The sequence below is a fragment of the Sphingobacterium sp. MAE genome (assembly GCF_056711605.1).
Genome location: NZ_CM160044.1, coordinates 3551800 through 3570677, shown reverse-complemented (window position 1 = coordinate 3570677; position 18878 = coordinate 3551800). Strand labels below are relative to the sequence as shown.

The following is an 18878-nucleotide window of genomic DNA, read 5'->3' as shown; positions in this document are numbered from 1 at the left end:
TAACCTAATCGTTAAATAATGAAAATTTTAAAATACTTTCTATTACTTTTTGTTGTCGTTGCTAGTCAAAGTATAGCACAAACAAAGTCTACAAAGAAAACTAGAATTAAAAGACCAGATATTATAGCACCGCCAGAAATTGTCATTCCTGAGGAATATAAAACGAGTGAAAATGTACCGCTTTTTCCTCTAGCTTTTGCTTGGCAAATAAATGCGGATACGACCTTAGCTCCAAATGTTATTTTTAGGGAAATTATCGAATTAAACGGTGACCAGGTAGACAGCAGAGTTTCCTTTAGAGATGTTGAAGTTAAATTGAAAAAGAGCGAACAAGAGAATTATAATGTACAGAACGACGTGCTATCTATGTTTGTCAAATTAGTTCAGTATGATGCAAAAATTGACCAGAATATGCTTTATCTCACGGATAGGAAGAACAAGATTTTGCGAACTTTTAAAATATTTTATGATCAGCATAACCATATCGAACGCTTGCAAGATCTGAGCACAAAAAAGTTCTATGAATCTACCCCGTTCGAAGGTGCTTCACCTTCTATGTAAAAAAGTTAAAAATTGCTTTAATGTAATATGATGTCTAGTCATTATATTACAATTATAAAAAGCTTATAGGTTTGGGTATATTCCTCCAAAACAAAGCTAGACTTAGTTTGTTGTTTTTATATACATAAAATGATACTAGATATGCTTAGAGTTATTCAAAATCTACCAGACCATGTATTTGGTGTACGTGCAAGCGGAGAGGTCACAGCAGATGACTTAAAAAATGTTTTATTACCCGGGCTAGAATCATTAACTGATCGTTATAACGAGATCTATTATCTTTTACTGTTGGAAACAGAGGTGCAAAATTTTACAGCAGGTGCTTGGGTGCAAGATCTAATAGCGGGCTTGAAACATTTTACAGCTTGGAAAAAAATGGCTATCGTGACTGATCAAACAGCAGTAGAAAAATTTACGGATGCCTTTAGCTATATCAGTCCAGGAGAGGCTAAAGGTTATGAAATAAGTGAACTACAAGAAGCTATAGATTGGTTAAGCATAAAAAAGTAAGAAAAGTTTATCCATTTATTGTAGGAGTTTAGGCTGTAGAAGTGCATAGGATATATAGGGAATAAATAAATGGAGTACAATATAAATGGGTTACATCATGTGATGTAACCCATTTATATTTTGGGAAAATATTTCATCAATAATGATCCTGTCTATTGATTTATTTTATTGAAAACTAGTTTTTTAAGTTGATAAAAATTTCATTAGGAATTTTTTTTTATTTAAATTTATTAGATTAGAATAACCAAAATAAGAATTTAAATTACTGATAAAATAGCAATCAATGGAAAACGAATTAAATGATATTAATAAGTGTCCATTTCATAATGGAACAATGCGAAAAGCTGTTGCAGGTGGAGGTACAACAAATCAAGATTGGTGGCCCAATCAGTTAAAAGTTAATTTGCTACGTCAACATGCTACTAAGTCAGACCCAATGGGATCAGATTTCAATTATACGGAAGAATTTAAAACCTTAGATTTAGAAGCAGTAAAAAATGATTTAAAACAGTTAATGACACAGTCACAAGATTGGTGGCCAGCTGATTTTGGGCATTATGGGCCATTATTTATTCGAATGGCTTGGCATAGTGCTGGAACTTATCGAGTGGGTGATGGACGGGGCGGTGCTGGGCGTGGGCAACAACGATTTGCTCCGCTAAATAGTTGGCCCGATAATGTGAGCTTAGATAAAGCAAGACGTTTATTATGGCCTATAAAACAAAAGTGCGGACGTAAAATATCTTGGGCAGATTTACTGATCTTAACTGGAAATATGGCTTTAGAATCCATGGGATTCAAAACTTTAGGTTTCGCAGGTGGTCGAGAGGATGTATGGGAAGCAGATCAGGATGTGTATTGGGGTTCCGAAAAAACTTGGTTAGGAGGTGATGTCCGTTATGCGCAGGGATCTGAAGGTGTTGCAGAGTCACATGGTGTATTGGTGTCGGATGATGATGCAGATGGAAAAATACACAGCCGGAATTTGGAAAATCCCTTAGCAGCTGTTCAAATGGGATTAATATATGTGAATCCAGAAGGTCCCGATGGCAACCCTGATCCAATTGCTGCCGCAAAAGATATTCGTGATACATTTGGTCGTATGGCTATGAATGACGAAGAAACCGTTGCCTTGATCGCAGGCGGTCATACATTCGGTAAAACACATGGTGCAGGTCCTGCTGACCATGTTGGTAAAGAACCTGAAGCTGCAGATCTAGCATCTCAAGGTTTAGGATGGGCAAACTCATTTGGATCTGGAAAAGGCGCAGACACGATTACCTCTGGCTTAGAAGTAACTTGGACTAGTAAACCCACAGAATGGACGAATCAGTTTTTTGAATATTTATTTGATTTTGAATGGGAATTAACAAAAAGTCCTGCTGGAGCACATCAGTGGATCGCTAAAGATGTTGGAGAAATTATTCCGCATGCTCATGATGCCACTAAGAAATTAAAACCAACCATGTTAACAACGGATTTGTCACTGCGTTTTGATCCGGAATATGAAAAAATATCTCGGAGATTTCGCAATAATCCAGACGAGTTTGCTGACGCTTTTGCTCGTGCTTGGTTTAAGTTGACCCATCGCGATATGGGACCTCGGTCACGTTACTTAGGACCAGATGTACCTCATGAGGAGTTTGTATGGCAAGATCCACTTCCAAAAATAGAATATATACAGATCGATGACGCTGATGTTCAGTTTTTAAAGACTGAAATTTTGAATACAGGTCTATCAATTTCTGAGTTAGTATCCGTAGCTTGGGCATCGGCATCTACTTTTCGTAATTCGGATAAACGCGGTGGTGCCAACGGTGCTCGCATCCGCCTTTTACCGATGAGTAATTGGGAGGTCAATCGGCCAAACCAATTGAATCAGGTTTTGATCGTGTTAACAGATATCCAGCAAAGGTTTAATCATGCGCAATTTGACGGAAAGCAGGTTTCAATTGCAGATTTAATTGTGTTGTCTGGCGTAGCTGCTATTGAAAAAGCAGCACAGAATGCAGGTCATGATGTGCAGATACCATTTAATCCTGGACGTACGGACGCTAGTCAGGAGCAAACCGATATGGAATCCATTGCATTTTTAGAACCACTTGCAGATGGCTTCAGAAACTATCGTAAATTAAAAAATAAAGCCATTTCAACAGAGGAGCTTTTAATTGATAAAGCTCAGTTGTTAAATCTTTCTGTTCCCGAAATGACCGTTCTAATTGGTGGTCTTCGAGTGTTAGACATCAATTATGATGGCTCTAAACATGGTGTCTTTACCTTGCGCCCAGGGCAATTAACTAATGATTTTTTCGTGAATCTGTTAGATATGCAGACAGAATGGAAAGCCATGGACGAGACAAAAGAATTATATTTAGGGACTTGTCGAAAAACGGGGCAACCAAAATGGACTGCTAGTCGAGCTGATCTCGTGTTTGGATCACATGCTGAGTTGCGAGCAGTGGCAGAAGTATTTGCTGAATCGGGAAATGAGAAATCTTTTGTCCATGCTTTTATAAAAGCATGGAATAAAATCATGAATGCTGATCGATTTGATCTGGTATCAGCATAAATAAAGATTTGATTTTAGAATTCGTATTATAGTTTTTTGATCTAAAATAATATTGAAATATGATCAATCCTAGTTTTTAACCTAAAAGTGCCTAAAGAATCTAGTTCTTTGGGCATTTTTTATGCTTCATTATTCCCCATGTTTTTAGAAAGAGCAATCCGATAAGCACAGCGTCTAGCACCAGCTACTATGTGGTCGGTACGGTGAATAGAAACACTTTCTCCTAAAACGGACTGGAAAATTTGTAATTCTGAATTACAAAACCCTTGACAAGCTTTTGCCGCTGCACAAATGGGACAATGATTTTCGACCAGTAGATATCCTTCTTCATCTTCAGAATAATCTGCCATATACCCCTCACGTGTACGAATAGCAACCAAACGGGCGATTTTAGAGTTTAGATCGGGTAGAGGATCGATCTCTTCATGATATCTTTTTTTACCTGTTACCTCATTAGCATCAATAATCGTTTGTAAAGCATCCTTGCCCATTGCATCTTTTATGATTGTTAATAATTTAACAGTCAATTCAGCATGAGTATCCGGAAATTTCCGATTTCCGATTTCTGAAATCGTAAAATACTTTTGAGGCCTTCCAACTCCTTTCGATTCTGTTTCAACTTCTATTAAGCCTTCTTCCATAAACTTAACGAGTTGTTGTCGAACACCTTCCTTAGTTATTTTTAATTCATGGGCAATGTCGAGTGCCGTTAGAGGCCCACGCATTTTCAGTAACATTAAAATTCGATTTGTCGTCATAAAATAATAAAACAAGTATTTGGTTGTTTTATTATTCAAAATTACTACTTTTGTTACACTTATCAAAATGGATAATTTTAAGCATAGACTTTCAATTATAAATTTGATGAATGTAAAGTAAGAATTGTAATATTTATTTTATGTGGATTGATACATCAAAAATACACCTTCCTAAACAAATAACTCAAGGAGCTCATTTTGCCTTTATAATTGTGGTTCCGTACTGGAATACGCTGAAGAGGTAATAACCCTCGCGCAAAAGATGAACATATAGATTTCATCATCTAAATATTTAAAATATCCCCAATCCCAAAACAGGTTTGAGCGGGGGAACGGGATAACTATGTCTTGTTATTAATAGCATGTTGTGGTCTAAAAATCTCATTATTAAATTTTTACATATTGTTTATTCAAAAATTATTACCATGAAAAAAACACACTTATATCTATTATTCTTTCTTTTCATAGGATTAATATCTTGTGAATCGAAAAAGGAGTCTCCTACAAATAAAATTTTTTTATATCCAGTGTTAACGTTAAATGCGCAGAAAGCGGATTTGTATGTTGAATTTCCAGCTACATTAGAAGGGATACAAACTGTTGAGATTCGATCCAAAATAGATGGTTACATCGAGGAGGTGTTTGTCGAGGAGGGTAGTCTGGTCAAGATAGGACAAAAGCTATTTAAAATTGATGCCAACCGTTTTGTCCAAGATGTTAATCAGCGAAAATCAGCGGTACTAGCTGTCGAGGCTGCTTTGGAGACGGCTAGTATTCAAGTTTTGCGAACACAGGCTTTAGTCGACAAAAAAATAGTGAATTCATTTGAATTGACTACAGCAAGAAATGTGGAACGCGTGAAGAAAGCTGAGCTTAACCAAGCTAAAGCTGCTTTGTCCGATGCGCAATCACAATTGGCATTTACACAGATTGTAAGTCCAATTACGGGTATTGTAGGTCGTCTTCCTCTTAAAAAAGGTAGCCTAGTCAGTAGTAATTCTGAGATGGCCTTAACCACAATTGCCAATACAAGAGAAGTATATGCACACTTTTCATTAAGTCAGAAACAGTTAAATGGCTTTTTAGATCAATATACAGGTCGAAATATGGCTGAAAAATTGAAAAATATGCCTTCTGTTACTTTGAGAACAGCAGATGGAAATGATTACATGCCCCATGGGAAAATTCAAAGCTTAAGTGGTGTGATGAGCAGGGAAACAGGTTCTGCTAATTTTAGAGCATTGTTTCCTAATCCTGAAGGACTTTTATGGAGTGGCGCCAGTGCGATACTTCGTATACCTACTACTATTGATCAAGCAATTTTGCTTCCTAAAAAAGCTGTTTTTGAAATCCAGGGAAATTACTTTGTTTATAAAGTAGGTCCAAAGAATATTGTCAATCACACTGAAATAGTGGTGTATCCAACCTCAACGGAACAAGAATATGTTGTGAAAAGTGGGCTTCATATTGGAGATATTGTCATTACAGAAGGTATTGGGACTTTAAGTAATGGGATGGAGATAAAACCGGCCCCTATTTCGAATAAATAAAATAGAAAAAAAATGTTAAAAAAATTCGTAGAAAATCCGGTATTATCCACGGTAATATCGATTATAATTGTGATGCTTGGTGTTTTAGGATTGTTATCGCTACCCATTTCACAATATCCTGAAATTGCACCTCCTACAGTAGTGGTAACAGCCTCTTATCAAGGAGCAAATGCCAATGTGGTCCTGAAAAGTGTCATTATACCTTTAGAGGAACAAATTAATGGTGTTGAAAATATGACTTATATGACCTCTACTGCCAGTAATAACGGAACAGCTGCTATCACTATATTTTTTAAACAAGGAACTAATGCAGATATGGCGGCAGTGAATGTCCAAAATCGGGTTAGTAAGGCAACTAGTTTATTACCTGCTGAAGTTATTAAATCTGGAATTACCACCAGTAAGCAGTTGAGTAGTACAGCATTTAGTTTCTTATTGTATAGTAAAGATGGAAAGTATGACCGTAAATTTCTCGATAATTACTTACGTATAAATATTATGCCTCAGATGAAGCGCGTAGAAGGGGTTGGTGCAGCAGAGATCTATAGTGATCAAGAGTATTCCATGCGTATTTGGTTGAAACCAGATGTCATGGCGACTCATGGTTTAATACCAGAAGATATTATAACTGCTTTGAAAGAACAGAATATAGAGGCTGCACCAGGTAAAATAGGAGAGAATAGCCGTCAATCTTTACAGTATGCATTGAAATTCACGGGTCGCCTTGAGGATCCAGAGCAATTTGAAAATATCATTTTGAAAAGTGGTGTATCTGGAGATTATTTACGGTTAAAAGAAGTTGCAGATGTAGAATTTGGTGCGCTTGATTATACGACTTCATTGATAACACAAGGTAAGCTCTCGTCTGGAGGAGCGATAAGTCAAATTTCAGGTTCAAACGCAAGAGAATTGATTATTGCTTGTGAAAATATTTTGAAAGAAGCCTCTAAAGATTTTCCTCCCGGTGTGGAGTATCATACTTTTTTAAATGCCAATGAGTTTTTAGATGCATCGGTTGAGAAAGTTATTTATACAATCATCGAGGCGTTTATATTGGTTTTCTTAGTTGTTTTTCTTTTTTTACAAGATTTGCGTTCTACCCTTATTCCTGCCATAGCCGTTCCAGTAGCTATTATAGGAACATTTTTTTTCTTAAAACTCTTTGGCTTTACGATTAATTTATTGACTCTATTTGCACTTGTGTTAGCTATTGGTATTGTGGTAGATGATGCAATTGTCGTAGTTGAGGCGGTACATGCAAAACTTGATCAAGGGGCTAAGTCTGCAAAAAAAGCAACTCTGCATGCCATGAGTGAGATTAGTGGAGCTATTGTTTCGATTACCTTGATCATGTCGGCTGTATTTGTTCCTGTTACTTTTATAACCGGTTCCGCAGGTGTCTTTTATAAACAATTTGGTTTAACGCTAGCTGTGGCTATTATTATTTCGGCGATCAATGCCTTGACTCTAAGTCCAGCATTATGTGCTTTATTATTGAAACCACATACAGCTGATGCTGAAAACCACAAAGGTTTTATTCCTAAATTTTTTACAGGTTTTAATATCGCCTTTGAAGTTGTGACTAAAAAATATGTAGGAGTGGTGCGCTTTTTAATACGACGCAAATGGATTTCTTTTGTTGGTATTGCAGCCTTTGCATTGCTATTTTATACCTTAATAAAAACCACGCCAACGGGGTTTGTTCCTAATGAAGATGGCGGTGCGATCTTTGGAAATGTTGTTTTACCTCCAGCCTCAACTTTGGAACGTACTGAAAAGATCGCTTTCGAGGTTGATAGTATCGCCCGTAGCATACCAGAAATTGAATTATCCTCGACATTGTCTGGAATGGATTTACTGCACGGTACCGGTGGATCTTATGGTGCCTTGTTCATCCGTTTAAAGCCTTGGAAAGAACGTAAAGGAAAAGATCAAAGTGCAGCAGCGATTGTTCAAAAATTATTTGAAAAGACAGCTCATATCAAAGGTGCAAGTGTTATTTTCTTTGCGGCACCGACTTTACAGGGATTTGGAAATAGCAATGGTTTTGAAGTGCAGTTGCAAGATAAAACAGGAGGAAGTTATTTGCAATTTAACGAAAATATTGATCAATTTATTACTGCCCTGAGCAAACGTCCAGAGATTAATTATGCGACGAGTTCATTTAATGTTGGTTTCCCTGAATTGGAAATTAATATCAATGTAGCGCAGTGTAAAACTGCTGGTGTGAGCGTCAATACCGTGTTGACCACTTTGCAAGGATACTTTGGTGGTATTTATGCCTCAGATCTCAATCGCTTTGGAAAGCAGTATCGTGTGATGATGCAGGCTGGAGCTGATTATAGAGCAAAGGAGGAAGATATCAATAAAATTTATGTGCGTACGATAAAAGGTAATATGGCGCCAATTGCTGAGTTTGTAACCTTAAAAAAAACTTATGGGCCAGAATTTATTCAACGATTTAACCTATTTACCTCCAGTACCATTACAGGAATCCCAAATGTGGGTTATAGTTCTGGCGATGCTATTAAAGCCATAGAAGAGACAGCCGCTCAAACATTAGATCGTGGCTATTCGTACGAATTTTCAGGATTGACGCGTGAAGAATTATCCAGCGGTAACCAAACGGTTTTAATTTTTTCCCTTTGCCTTCTTTTTATATACTTTCTTTTAAGTGCACAGTATAAAAGTTATATTCTTCCATTTTCAGTACTCTTGTCATTACCTATTGGTCTAGCGGGGGCATTTGCTTTTGCGCAATTATTTGGAATTGATAATAACATTTTTTTACAAATCAGTCTAATTATGCTGATTGGTCTATTAGCAAAGAATGCCATTTTGATTGTAGAATTTGCTCTTTTACATCGTCTGAGTGGTAGAACTTTGGTTCAGTCCGCTATTTATGGAGCAAAGTCGCGATTAAGACCTATTTTGATGACTTCCTTTGCTTTCATTTTCGGATTGATTCCTTTGATGTTAGCAACTGGAGCTGGTGCGCTAAGTAATAAGTCTATTGGGACTGCTGCAGTAGGGGGTATGTTGATTGGGACTGTATTTGGTGTTTTTGTAATACCTATTCTTTTTATAGTATTCCAAGGTTTACAAGAAAAGATTTCAGGTGTGAAAATATCCAATCAATCAGCTCGTGCCTGAGAAGATATATAATAAAAAATGACAATCACTTTTAAAATAAATTCAATTTAGATGATAAATATGCCTTATAAAATAATGGTGCTTGTTATGATCGGCCTGGTTAGTTGGAGTTCCTGCCAGATAACACGCCCATATGCATCACCAGAAAATAAAGTGAATGAACGTTATCATTCCCCTATGTCCAACCCTAAGGATACCACAGGTCAATCGTCTTTAGAGATCGATACCATGAATATGGCTACTTTAAAATGGTCTGAAATTTTTACTGATACCCTTTTGCAGGGATTGATAGCAGAAGGACTAAAAGCAAATATCGATATCAAAATAGCTGTTGAACGTATAACAGAAGCGCAAGTTAATTTACGTTTGCAAAAGGCAGCATTTTTGCCCTCATTGAACACTAATATATCTGCAAATTCTCAACAATATCCTACTTTTCAAAGTTTTGGTTTTCCCAGAAATAATACACAGTATGATGTGCGGTTAAGCACCGATTGGGAAATTGATATCTGGGGTAAACTAGGGAGTGCTAAACGTGCTGCTTTATCTCAGCTATTGGCTACTGATGCAGCAAAACGTGCTGTACAGACGCAATTGATTGCAGATATTGCGTCAAATTATTATGAACTATTGGCGTTGGATCAACAGTTGCTGATTATAAAAAAAACAGCTGAAAATCGGGCTGAGGATGCAGTTGCCATTGAAATGCTTTTTGAAAATGCATTGCTTAATGGAGTAGCAGTTGTACAAAGTAAAGCTAATTTTTATGAAGCTAAATTGGATATTCCAGATATTGAGCAAAAAATAAAAGAAAAAGAACATCGTCTTAGTTTTTTAGTGGCTCGAAATCCAGGTACAATCATACGTCAATCATTAAAGGAACAGCAGGTTGAATATGATCTAAAACCAGGTATTCCTGCACAACTCTTAGCGCATCGTCCAGATGTACAAATGGCAGAATTAAATTTCAGAACAGCATTTGAGGAAACGAACGTAGCCCGTACCTACTTCTACCCCGTTTTAAAAATAACTGCTTCTGGAGGTTTTTCAAATCTTGGTTGGAACCAATGGTTTTCAAGTAAAAGTCTTTTTGGTTCCATCGCTGGTGGTTTGACACAGTCAATCTTTAATAAAGGTGCTAATCAAGCACGTTTATCTACCGCTCAATCTAGACAGCAACAAGCTTTATATCAATTTGAAAAATCCCTATTGATTGCCAGTCAAGAAGTGTCTAATGCTCTTTTTGAATATGATACTGCTTTACAAAAAGAAAAATCGAGGAGAAAACAGTTGGATGCCTTATCCCAAGCACTTGAATTTAATAAGGAACTGTTTATAAACCATCAACAAACTAATTATACAGATGTGTTGGCTGCGGAACAAAATCTTTTAAGGGCACAATTGAAAGATATTGATGACCAAAGCCAAAAATTATATGCGGTAGTTCAACTATATCGTGCATTGGGTGGCGGTTGGGATTAATTAGGATATGGAGAAGGTCTATTCGATTAAATTAAGGACTAGACCTTCCCCATTCTATATGATTAGATCCATCAATCTCGAGGTTCACACATCACATATAGAACTCTATTCTATCAATACACCTATATAGTAATTGAAAGTGTCTATGGTGATATTTTCTTTAGTTAGATTGGGTATTTTTATCTCTTTGAAATGTTGATCCAGCATCAAAAGCTGTTTTGGATTTTCGTTTGTACCGATATGGATGGGCATATGAAAGTCTTTTACTTCACTGATCCACCGCCCAAGTATTTTACCAGAAATATCCTTTCTTATTTCAAGTATCGGAATAGAAATGTGTTGTACATATTGTTCAAAAAACTTGGAGAGATCTATACCTGATTTTTCAATGATGTACTGAGCAATATCTTGATAGTCAACCTGCTGATGAAAGTACTTCGCATTTAATCCTCTCAAGATGGACCGCCATTTTTCATCATCATCAATCATTGTACGAATCATATTGAGCATGACTCCTCCTTTGGGATACATATCACCAGATCCTTCTTTATTAACATGAAATGGGCCCTGCATGGGCTTATCATTCTGTATGCCGCTGCGATTACCATGGACATAGGCCTGACTCGCTTCTTTTCCATAGAAATAATCTATAAATAAAGCTTCTGAGTAGTTAGTAAAGCTCTCATGAATCCACATGTCGGCAAGATCTTTGGAGGTTATGTTATTGCCAAACCATTCATGTCCAGATTCATGGACTACAATGAAATCCCATTTTTTGCCCCAGCCAGTTCCAGAGGCATCTCGTCCACGATAGCCGTTTTGGTATTGATTGCCATAGGCGACTGCGCTTTGGTGTTCCATACCAGTATGTAAAGTTTCGACTAATTTGTATCCATCCTCATAAAATGGATATGGGCCAAACCAATGTTCAAATGCTTCTAATGTTTGCTTTGCATTTGTTTGTAAATGTTGTTTTTTCTGTGGTTGATTATTTTCTCTCAAGATATAATAATCAATATCAAGAGGACCTTTTTCACCCTTATATTTTTCTTTGAAATGAATGTAGTCTCCAATATTCAGAGCGACATTGTAATTGTTGATTGGATTGACAACCTTCCAATGATACTTAGTAAAGCCGTCCTTCATTTTTTCTATTTGGATTAATTTTCCATTGGAAACATTCATAAGCCCATTTGGAACCGCTATGGAGATTAACATACTGTCCACTTCATCATATTGATGATCTTTATTTGGCCACCAAACACTAGCACCCATTCCTTGACATGCCGTAGCAATCCAAGGTTTTCCATTGCTATCTTTTTTCCAATCAAAACCACCATCCCAAGGAGCGCGTGCTGCTTCTGTTGGATGACCCTCGTATGATACTATAAACTCATCTTCTTTGCCTTTGGTAATGGTTTCGGGAAAGTCAATAAAAACGGCATTGTATTCTCGTGTAAAAGGTAGTTCTTTACCACGATAAATAACCTTGTTCACTTTTAGATTGGCAAATAAGTCAAATTGTAATTGCTTAAAATCTTGTGTTGCCTTAAAACGAAATAGATTAGTTCCTGATATAAATTTACGATCAATATCAACTTTAACATCCAGATGATAATATCGAATATCATAACAGGTCCTTAAAGGAGTTAAATGACCTCGCAAGGAATCTGCTCGGGAAAATTCTTCCTTCTCTTTTTCATTAACTGAGCTGAAGCAGATTTTATACCTGCTGTAAATAAACAGCAACTGGTGAATAGATATATTAGTTGTCTTTTCATATTAAGATGATATGTTATGGAGCCTAAACTATTACTCATTATTTGAAATGAGTAATAGATTATACTTATTTAGTAATGATAAACACTTATAATTTGCTCTAATTTTATCGATTTTTCTAATTTTTTAATTCGGTTTGCTATTAAACTATTTTTTGAACATTTCTTATTGAATAGCTATCTTAAATATAGTGACATCATGGTATATCAATTGATTGTCAAAATTGGACCATAGAGAAGATGACTTGTTCATAATTTGTTACAATTTTTTAAATATATTATATTCTTACACCAAATAGACTAGGAATGAGATGATATAAAGTTCAATAATTTTCATGAGGTACAACAACAGAAAATTATCTAAGTAGATTTGTATATTAACATTATTCTTTTTTTTGGAAAAAAGATTCTCAGTATGATGAGTTTGTTGCATTAATCTATTCAATCACGTCGATTAAGTAAGTTTCCTTTTTATGATTTTTTAATTAAGTTTTTTGAATGTTTACTTGATTTTTGGGGATATTGAGATGTAGTTGTTATATTTAGATCAACCAAATAATAAATTTTTGTAAAGTTTAATTTTGAATATGCTATGAAAACTCTCCAATTTAACGTGCCAACAACCCAAGGACAAAGCTTAACAATACAAGAAGATGTAATGGATTCCTTCTATCCTCATTTGCACAGGCATCAAGAAGCACAATTGATGTGGATTAAAAAAGGTAAGGGCGTATTGGTTGTTGAGGATACTTTGCATCCTTTTAAAGAAAATGATATATTCTTTCTGGGAGCAAATCAGCCACATGTATTTAAATCGATGTCACAAGATGGCTTATCAAATGAATCTAGATCTATTTCTATTTTCTTTGATCCTAATGGTAAATTGAAATCTTTGTTTTCGTTAGGTGAGTTTGATTCTTTGAACCATTTTATTCAAAGTAATGCTCGCGGATTTAAAGTTCCTCACACTTATTTTCAACAAATCTCGGAAAGAGTAGTGCAATTAAAGGAAGCTGATGAGCTCGATAAATTGATGCAATTTTTTTATTTGTTACGCTCTTTAGCTATGATTTCAAAAGAAACAGAACCGCTTTGTGCAGAAAGAATTGAATTTAATCATGAAAATTCAAGTGGTGTAAGCCGAATTACTTTAATATGCAATTATATAAAGGAAAATTTTAAGAATGAACTTACTCTAGAAGATGTTGCCAATTATGCTAGCCTTACCCCACAGGCTTTTTGTCGGTATTTTAAAAAACACTGTGGAGTAACCTTTGTATCTTACTTAAATCGTATTCGGATAAAAGAAGTCTGCAACCAATTAAATGAGGATCATTTGGAGAGTGTATCCTTTATTGCCTATAACTGTGGTTTCAACAGTATCACTAATTTCAATCGTGTCTTCAAACAGATAAGGGGATGTAATCCAAAAGAATATACGGATAATTATAAAAGTACAGTTTTTTCAGAAGTTTAATGAAATAAATACCTATTAAATTCCCTTTTAAGAGAAGATAATAATATCAAATATTTAGGGTTAAAATATGGCTGATCATTGTTAAGATAATGTTAAGATTCCAAGGATAGTATTGATAACTTAGTTTATACATATAAATCATAAACTAACATTTGAAACTACTATTTTATGAAGAAAACAGCTATTGCATTTCTAGCAGCTAACTTGTTGGTTAGTTCAGCTATTTATGCACAGACCGTACTCAAGGGTACGGTTGTCGGTCAAGATGGAAAACCAATCCCTGGGGTTTCCATTTCCTTACAGGACGGCACAGGAACACAAACTGGGCAAAATGGTGATTTTTCTATTTCTTACAAACAAGCAGGCACATTAAGTGTATCAGCAATTGGCTACGAGCGAAAACAAATTAATCTCAGTAACCAAACAAACCTCTCTATTACTTTAATCTCAAATACGGAAAGTTTGGACGAGGTCGTAGTGACGGCAATGGGTATTTCAAGAGATAAGAAATCTTTGGGATATGCCGTTCAAGAAGTAAAAGCCAAAGAATTGACCGATGCAGGACAATTAAGTGTCACAGGTGCATTGACAGGTAAGGTCGCCGGAGTACAGGTGAATCAATTTGGGGGAGCTGTAGGTTCTTCTGCAAGGATATCAATTAGAGGAAATACGTCCTTGCAAACTGATCAACAGCCACTAATTGTTATCGACGGTGTACCTATGACAAATAATAGCCAACGAAGCGGAGATAATACTTATTCAGGGGTTGACTATGGATCAGGTATCAACGATATCAATCCAGAAGATATTGAAAGTATGACGGTCTTAAAAGGTGGATCAGCTGCCTTATACGGAATGCGTGCAGGTAAGGGTGTCATTATGATTACAACCAAATCGGGTAAGCGAGCTAATAATGGCGTACAAATCTCTTATGATGCTAATTTTAGTGTTGACAGAGTATCCACTCTTCCCAAATATCAAAATTTGTATGGACAGGGGTCAAGAGGAGATGAATATAGCTATGGTCGATACGCTAAAGGAAAAGGTATCACTTATCAACAATATGCACAAGATAGTTCTTTCAATTATGTTGATGGTGCAGGAGGTGGCGTGAACGATGGATTTGATGAATCTTGGGGTCCTCGCCTAGATGCAGGATTAATGATTCCACAGTTTAATAGCCCATTTGTGGATGATGTAAGACAAGCGACTCCGTGGATTTCTCATAAAAATAATATTAGAGATTTTTTCCAAACTGGTTTTTCTCAAAATCATAATCTTTCATTACTGTCAAAAACTGACCGCTCATCAACTCGGGCAGCAATATCTTACCGTAATCAAAAGGGAACCGTTCCTAATACGGATCAAAAGAAATATACGGCTCAACTCAATAATGACTATAAAATCAGTGATAAGGTTTCTTTTGATATCATGTCCAATTATACACGAACAGAAAGTGATAACTTGATTATGCAAGGATATGCTGGAGCAAATCCGATGAATGGATTGATTTGGTTTGGTAGGCAAGTCGATATGAAAGACTTGAAAAAAAATTGGGATCAACGAGATGCACAAGGCAATTATACGTATTATAACTGGAACTCCAACTATCATATGAATCCATTTTATACGATGAATGAGTCCATTAATTCATTGCAAATGAATCGTGTATTTGGAAAAAGTTCATTGTATTATCAACCTGTTGATTTCTTAACATTTGAAGGAAGGGTTGGTCTTGATTATGTTAATTCGCAAAGATTTGAAAGAAACTATTATAATTTCGATCATTTGAATGGAAGTTTTAATGAAAATAAGAATGATAGGACAGAGCTAAATGTTGACTTTTTAGCTAATTTTAATAAACAATACGGTGATTTTAGTGTACTGGGTACTTTAGGGGCAAATTATCGTGATTATAAAATGAGTATGAATTCATTAGGAGCAACAGGTCTTAATGTACTAGGTGTATATACGATTACCAATAAAATAGGACCTGCAGAAGTGGATATGGATCATGCACATAATCGTTCTAATTCCATTTATGGGCAAGCATCAGTTGGCTGGAGAGATCAATTGTATGTGGATATGACAGCACGAAACGATTGGTCATCCACTTTAACCAAATCATTCTTTTATCCATCGGTTAGCATGAGTTGGATTCCAACGACTTCTTTTTCGAATCTTAAGGGGGATGTATTATCTTATTTAAAATTTAGATTGAATATTTCTGAAGTAGGAAATGCAACGGATCCTTATCGTAATCAAAACTATTATTATGCACAACTTGATGGATTCAAAGATCTAGCTCAAATGTATAAGAGTATGACCTATGCGATTCCTGGTTTAGAGCCTGAAAAAATTCGAACTTGGGAGACTGGTGCTGAAATTGCTTTATTTAATAATCGATTTCATGCAGATTTCACCTACTATCATAAAAATGCTAGAAAACAATTGCTTGCGGTAAGTACATCAAATACCGTAGGTTTTACACGTATTTTTTTGAATGCTGGTGATATACAGAGCCATGGTGTAGAGCTTCAATTGCGTGGTGATATTTTTAAAAAGGAAAATGATTTTAACTGGACTGCGACAGCAAACTTTTCAAAAGATAAAAGTAAAATTTTGGAATTATATCCGGCACTTGATTTAAGAGATCATCAAATTGGATGGACTTGGGGGATTGCGAATATGGCTAGAGAAGGTCAGCCATGGGGAACTTTAGTTGGAATGGGATATGATCGCGTTGAGGATGGACCGATGAAAGGGGCGATTAAAGTGACTGATACTGGAGTAGTTGAACGAAAAGCAGACCAAAATATAGGTAGTGTTGTGCCAGATTTCTTGGCAAGTCTGCGGAATGATTTTTCTTACAAGAATTTTAGTTTTGGCTTTATGTTGGATTTTCGAAAGGGCGGCGACATTTGGTCTCAAACCATGTCGCATGGTTATACTACCGGAATAGCAGAGATTACAGCGGCCAATGGAATACGCGAACGTTCAATTGTCGCAGGAAAGGATATGATGACAAATGAGCGCTTTGCGATGTCTGATGGCAAGAACGGATGGGTAGAGAATACCATAGAAACTAACGCTCAAAGTTGGTATGAAGGAGGAGGGATTGATGAAATGTATGTTTTTGATGGTTCGTTTTTGAAATTAAGGGAAGCCTACTTTACATATAATTTACCTCAACATCTTTATAGTCGTATCAAAGGTATTAAGAGGGCAAATCTATCTGTTATCGGATCTAATTTGGCTTTACTTTGGGTAGATAAATCTAATACCATGAGAATAGATCCTGAATCAGGAGGCGTATCTAGTGATTCGAGAGGTGTTGGTTTTGAACAGGCGACAGTTCCAAATTCTAGAAGTATTGGCTTAAAACTAGGATTTACATTTTAAGTCAAAATACTATTTATCTGGAATGAATTTCAATTGAATTAAAGAATCAGAAAAATGAAAAAACTACTATTTAATATAAAATTTGCTTCCATACTCGCGATAGTTTGTCTAGCAAGTTGTACAAAAGATTTTGAGAAAATAAATACGGATCCCGATGCATTACCCAATGTTCCTCCCCAAAATATGTTGATCAATGTACTACGAAATGCGGGCGAGCAGTTTGGAGGAGATGTGGACGGCTATGGTACTTTTGCAGGCTATATTGTTAAAATTCAGTATCCTGATTATCTGTCATCATTAGTTCCTGGAAATAATACCTATGGTAACCGTTGGTATGCTTGTTATTACAATATCACCCAAATGAATGATATGTTGAAGAAAACCGAAGACCGAGCTGAGGGGTTTAAGAATATTAGAACTGTTGCTCGTATTTGGCAAAATTATATGTGGTCTTATCTTTTAGATGGCTGGGGAGATATACCTTACTCAGAGGCATTTAAAGGAATGCCAGAAGATGGTAATCTGTTAAGACCCAAATATGACAAACAGGAAGATGTTTTTCCTGCAGTATTAGCTGATTTAAAGAAGATAGCTGATGAAATGTCCGATGGTCTAGGAACCGATGATATTGGCGATTACGATATTATCTATGAAGGAGATATGCTCAAATGGCAAAAGTTTTGTAATTCTTTGCGACTTCGTATAGCTATGCGTATCTCATCAGTTGCCCCAGCTTTAGCAAAATCAACCATTGAAGAAATTGCAGGAAGTAAGATTAACTATCCAGTTATGGAAACAAATGATGAAAACTGTTATTTATATTATCCTGGAACTTTACCCTATATGGAGCCTTGGTACAAATCGGGTATAAATGGTAAGCGTATTGATAATTGGGGTATGTTTGACATCTTTATTAATTATTTAAATGAAGTAAAAGATCCTAGAATTGCATCGATAGCACAAAAAACCAATTTGGGAACTTATGTTGGATATAAGAATGGTTTAGCTGCCTCACCTAATCCCCTTAGATCAGTTTCTTGGATAGGTGAACATTACATTAATGATGCTTCAGGATATACTCCCTTTTTTAAATCGTGTGAAACTTACTATATTCTGGCTGAAGCTGCAATGCTTGGTTATGATGTTGGAATTAGTGCAAAAGATGCATACAATAAAGCTGTTATGATTTCAATGGAAGATAATGGAATTTCTAAAGACGATGCGAATTTATACCTTTCAAAAGAAGGTCAATTCGATGGGACAAAGGAGAGAATTTGGTGGGATATGTGGACAGCATTATTTAAAGAAAATTACGAAGCCTGGGCATTGTATAGGAGAACTGGTATTCCTTCAACCAATTATCCTTCTGTAGGCTCGATATTTTTGGATAGGCACACCGATCAACCATGGAGATTGCCTTATCCCAACAATGAGTATTTAAATAATAAGGTTAATACCGATGCAGCAGCAACTGGCATTGTTGACCACTCTTGGGGTAAAAGACTTTGGTGGGCAAAAGATAATGGTAAAAATTAATTTCATGTGTATATGTTTATTGAAAAGCGGGGTGACGAAAGTCATCTCGCTTTTTTTAGTTCACTGAGGGAGGTGTTACAAAATTTAGTAACTAATATTTTG

The 18878-nt window shown here is 36.0% G+C and carries 11 protein-coding genes; 9 read left to right on the top strand and 2 right to left on the bottom strand.

Annotated elements, in window-relative coordinates; translation table 11 throughout:
• The first annotated feature begins 18 nt into the window (after positions 1 to 18).
• The 3 genes from AC06G9_RS15270 to katG all read left to right on the top strand — a co-directional run bounded on the left by AC06G9_RS15270 (position 19) and on the right by katG (position 3640).
• Positions 19 to 561 (top strand): hypothetical protein, encoded by a 543-nt coding sequence (locus AC06G9_RS15270; protein WP_045756313.1) that lies wholly within the window; start codon positions 19 to 21, stop codon positions 559 to 561.
• A gap of 141 nt (positions 562 to 702) precedes the next feature.
• Positions 703 to 1071 carry a SpoIIAA family protein gene (locus tag AC06G9_RS15265; RefSeq protein ID WP_094772562.1) on the top strand — a complete coding sequence of 123 codons (369 nt, stop codon included), beginning with the start codon at positions 703 to 705 and terminating at the stop codon, positions 1069 to 1071.
• Between the two features lie 283 nt (positions 1072 to 1354).
• Entirely contained in the window at positions 1355 to 3640 is a 2286-nt protein-coding gene (gene katG, locus AC06G9_RS15260) for a catalase/peroxidase HPI (RefSeq protein WP_293927307.1), read from the top strand.
• Between the two features lie 119 nt (positions 3641 to 3759).
• Here the strand turns inward: katG and AC06G9_RS15255 are convergent, their stop codons facing one another.
• A complete protein-coding gene (locus AC06G9_RS15255; RefSeq protein WP_244914395.1) occupies positions 3760 to 4377 on the bottom strand; it encodes a helix-turn-helix transcriptional regulator in 618 nt (205 codons plus the stop codon).
• Positions 4378 to 4823: 446 nt separating this feature from the next.
• Between AC06G9_RS15255 and AC06G9_RS15250 the strand changes: the two genes are divergently transcribed.
• The 3 genes from AC06G9_RS15250 to AC06G9_RS15240 are packed head-to-tail and all read left to right on the top strand — an operon-like array spanning position 4824 to position 10583.
• Positions 4824 to 5948, top strand: a complete 1125-nt coding sequence (locus AC06G9_RS15250; RefSeq protein ID WP_480956620.1) for an efflux RND transporter periplasmic adaptor subunit — start codon at positions 4824 to 4826, stop codon at positions 5946 to 5948.
• Positions 5949 to 5960: 12 nt separating this feature from the next.
• Complete coding sequence (locus AC06G9_RS15245) at positions 5961 to 9101, top strand: efflux RND transporter permease subunit (protein ID WP_480956619.1); 3141 nt, start codon at positions 5961 to 5963, stop codon at positions 9099 to 9101.
• A 60-nt stretch (positions 9102 to 9161) separates the two neighbouring features.
• The gene (locus tag AC06G9_RS15240; protein WP_480956618.1) at positions 9162 to 10583 is read left to right on the top strand and encodes a TolC family protein; all 1422 of its coding nucleotides are present in this window, start codon (positions 9162 to 9164) and stop codon (positions 10581 to 10583) included.
• 105 nt (positions 10584 to 10688) lie between these two features.
• Here AC06G9_RS15240 and AC06G9_RS15235 read toward each other — a convergent pair whose 3' ends face one another.
• Positions 10689 to 12248, bottom strand: a complete 1560-nt coding sequence (locus AC06G9_RS15235; protein ID WP_480956617.1) for a M1 family metallopeptidase — start codon at positions 12246 to 12248, stop codon at positions 10689 to 10691.
• A gap of 705 nt (positions 12249 to 12953) precedes the next feature.
• Between AC06G9_RS15235 and AC06G9_RS15230 the strand changes: the two genes are divergently transcribed.
• The 3 genes from AC06G9_RS15230 to AC06G9_RS15220 all read left to right on the top strand — a co-directional run bounded on the left by AC06G9_RS15230 (position 12954) and on the right by AC06G9_RS15220 (position 18776).
• Positions 12954 to 13838 (top strand): AraC family transcriptional regulator, encoded by an 885-nt coding sequence (locus AC06G9_RS15230; RefSeq protein WP_293927324.1) that lies wholly within the window; start codon positions 12954 to 12956, stop codon positions 13836 to 13838.
• 168 nt (positions 13839 to 14006) lie between these two features.
• Positions 14007 to 17240, top strand: coding sequence for a SusC/RagA family TonB-linked outer membrane protein (locus tag AC06G9_RS15225; RefSeq protein WP_480956616.1), 3234 nt, complete (start codon positions 14007 to 14009; stop codon positions 17238 to 17240).
• A gap of 54 nt (positions 17241 to 17294) precedes the next feature.
• The gene (locus AC06G9_RS15220; protein WP_293927330.1) at positions 17295 to 18776 is read left to right on the top strand and encodes a SusD/RagB family nutrient-binding outer membrane lipoprotein; all 1482 of its coding nucleotides are present in this window, start codon (positions 17295 to 17297) and stop codon (positions 18774 to 18776) included.
• The last annotated feature ends 102 nt before the right edge of the window (positions 18777 to 18878 follow it).

What these genes read in the sequence shown, in the direction of transcription:
- AC06G9_RS15245 (WP_480956619.1), top strand. Translation starts at nt 5,961, where the DNA reads ATGTTAAAAAAATTCGTAGAAAATCCGGTATTATCCACGGTAATATCG.
- AC06G9_RS15225 (WP_480956616.1), top strand. Translation starts at nt 14,007, where the DNA reads ATGAAGAAAACAGCTATTGCATTTCTAGCAGCTAACTTGTTGGTTAGT.
- AC06G9_RS15255 (WP_244914395.1), bottom strand. Translation starts at nt 4,377, where the DNA reads ATGTTACTGAAAATGCGTGGGCCTCTAACGGCACTCGACATTGCCCAT.
- AC06G9_RS15270 (WP_045756313.1), top strand. Translation starts at nt 19, where the DNA reads ATGAAAATTTTAAAATACTTTCTATTACTTTTTGTTGTCGTTGCTAGT.
- AC06G9_RS15220 (WP_293927330.1), top strand. Translation starts at nt 17,295, where the DNA reads ATGAAAAAACTACTATTTAATATAAAATTTGCTTCCATACTCGCGATA.
- AC06G9_RS15250 (WP_480956620.1), top strand. Translation starts at nt 4,824, where the DNA reads ATGAAAAAAACACACTTATATCTATTATTCTTTCTTTTCATAGGATTA.
- AC06G9_RS15265 (WP_094772562.1), top strand. Translation starts at nt 703, where the DNA reads ATGCTTAGAGTTATTCAAAATCTACCAGACCATGTATTTGGTGTACGT.
- katG (WP_293927307.1), top strand. Translation starts at nt 1,355, where the DNA reads ATGGAAAACGAATTAAATGATATTAATAAGTGTCCATTTCATAATGGA.
- AC06G9_RS15230 (WP_293927324.1), top strand. Translation starts at nt 12,954, where the DNA reads ATGAAAACTCTCCAATTTAACGTGCCAACAACCCAAGGACAAAGCTTA.
- AC06G9_RS15240 (WP_480956618.1), top strand. Translation starts at nt 9,162, where the DNA reads ATGCCTTATAAAATAATGGTGCTTGTTATGATCGGCCTGGTTAGTTGG.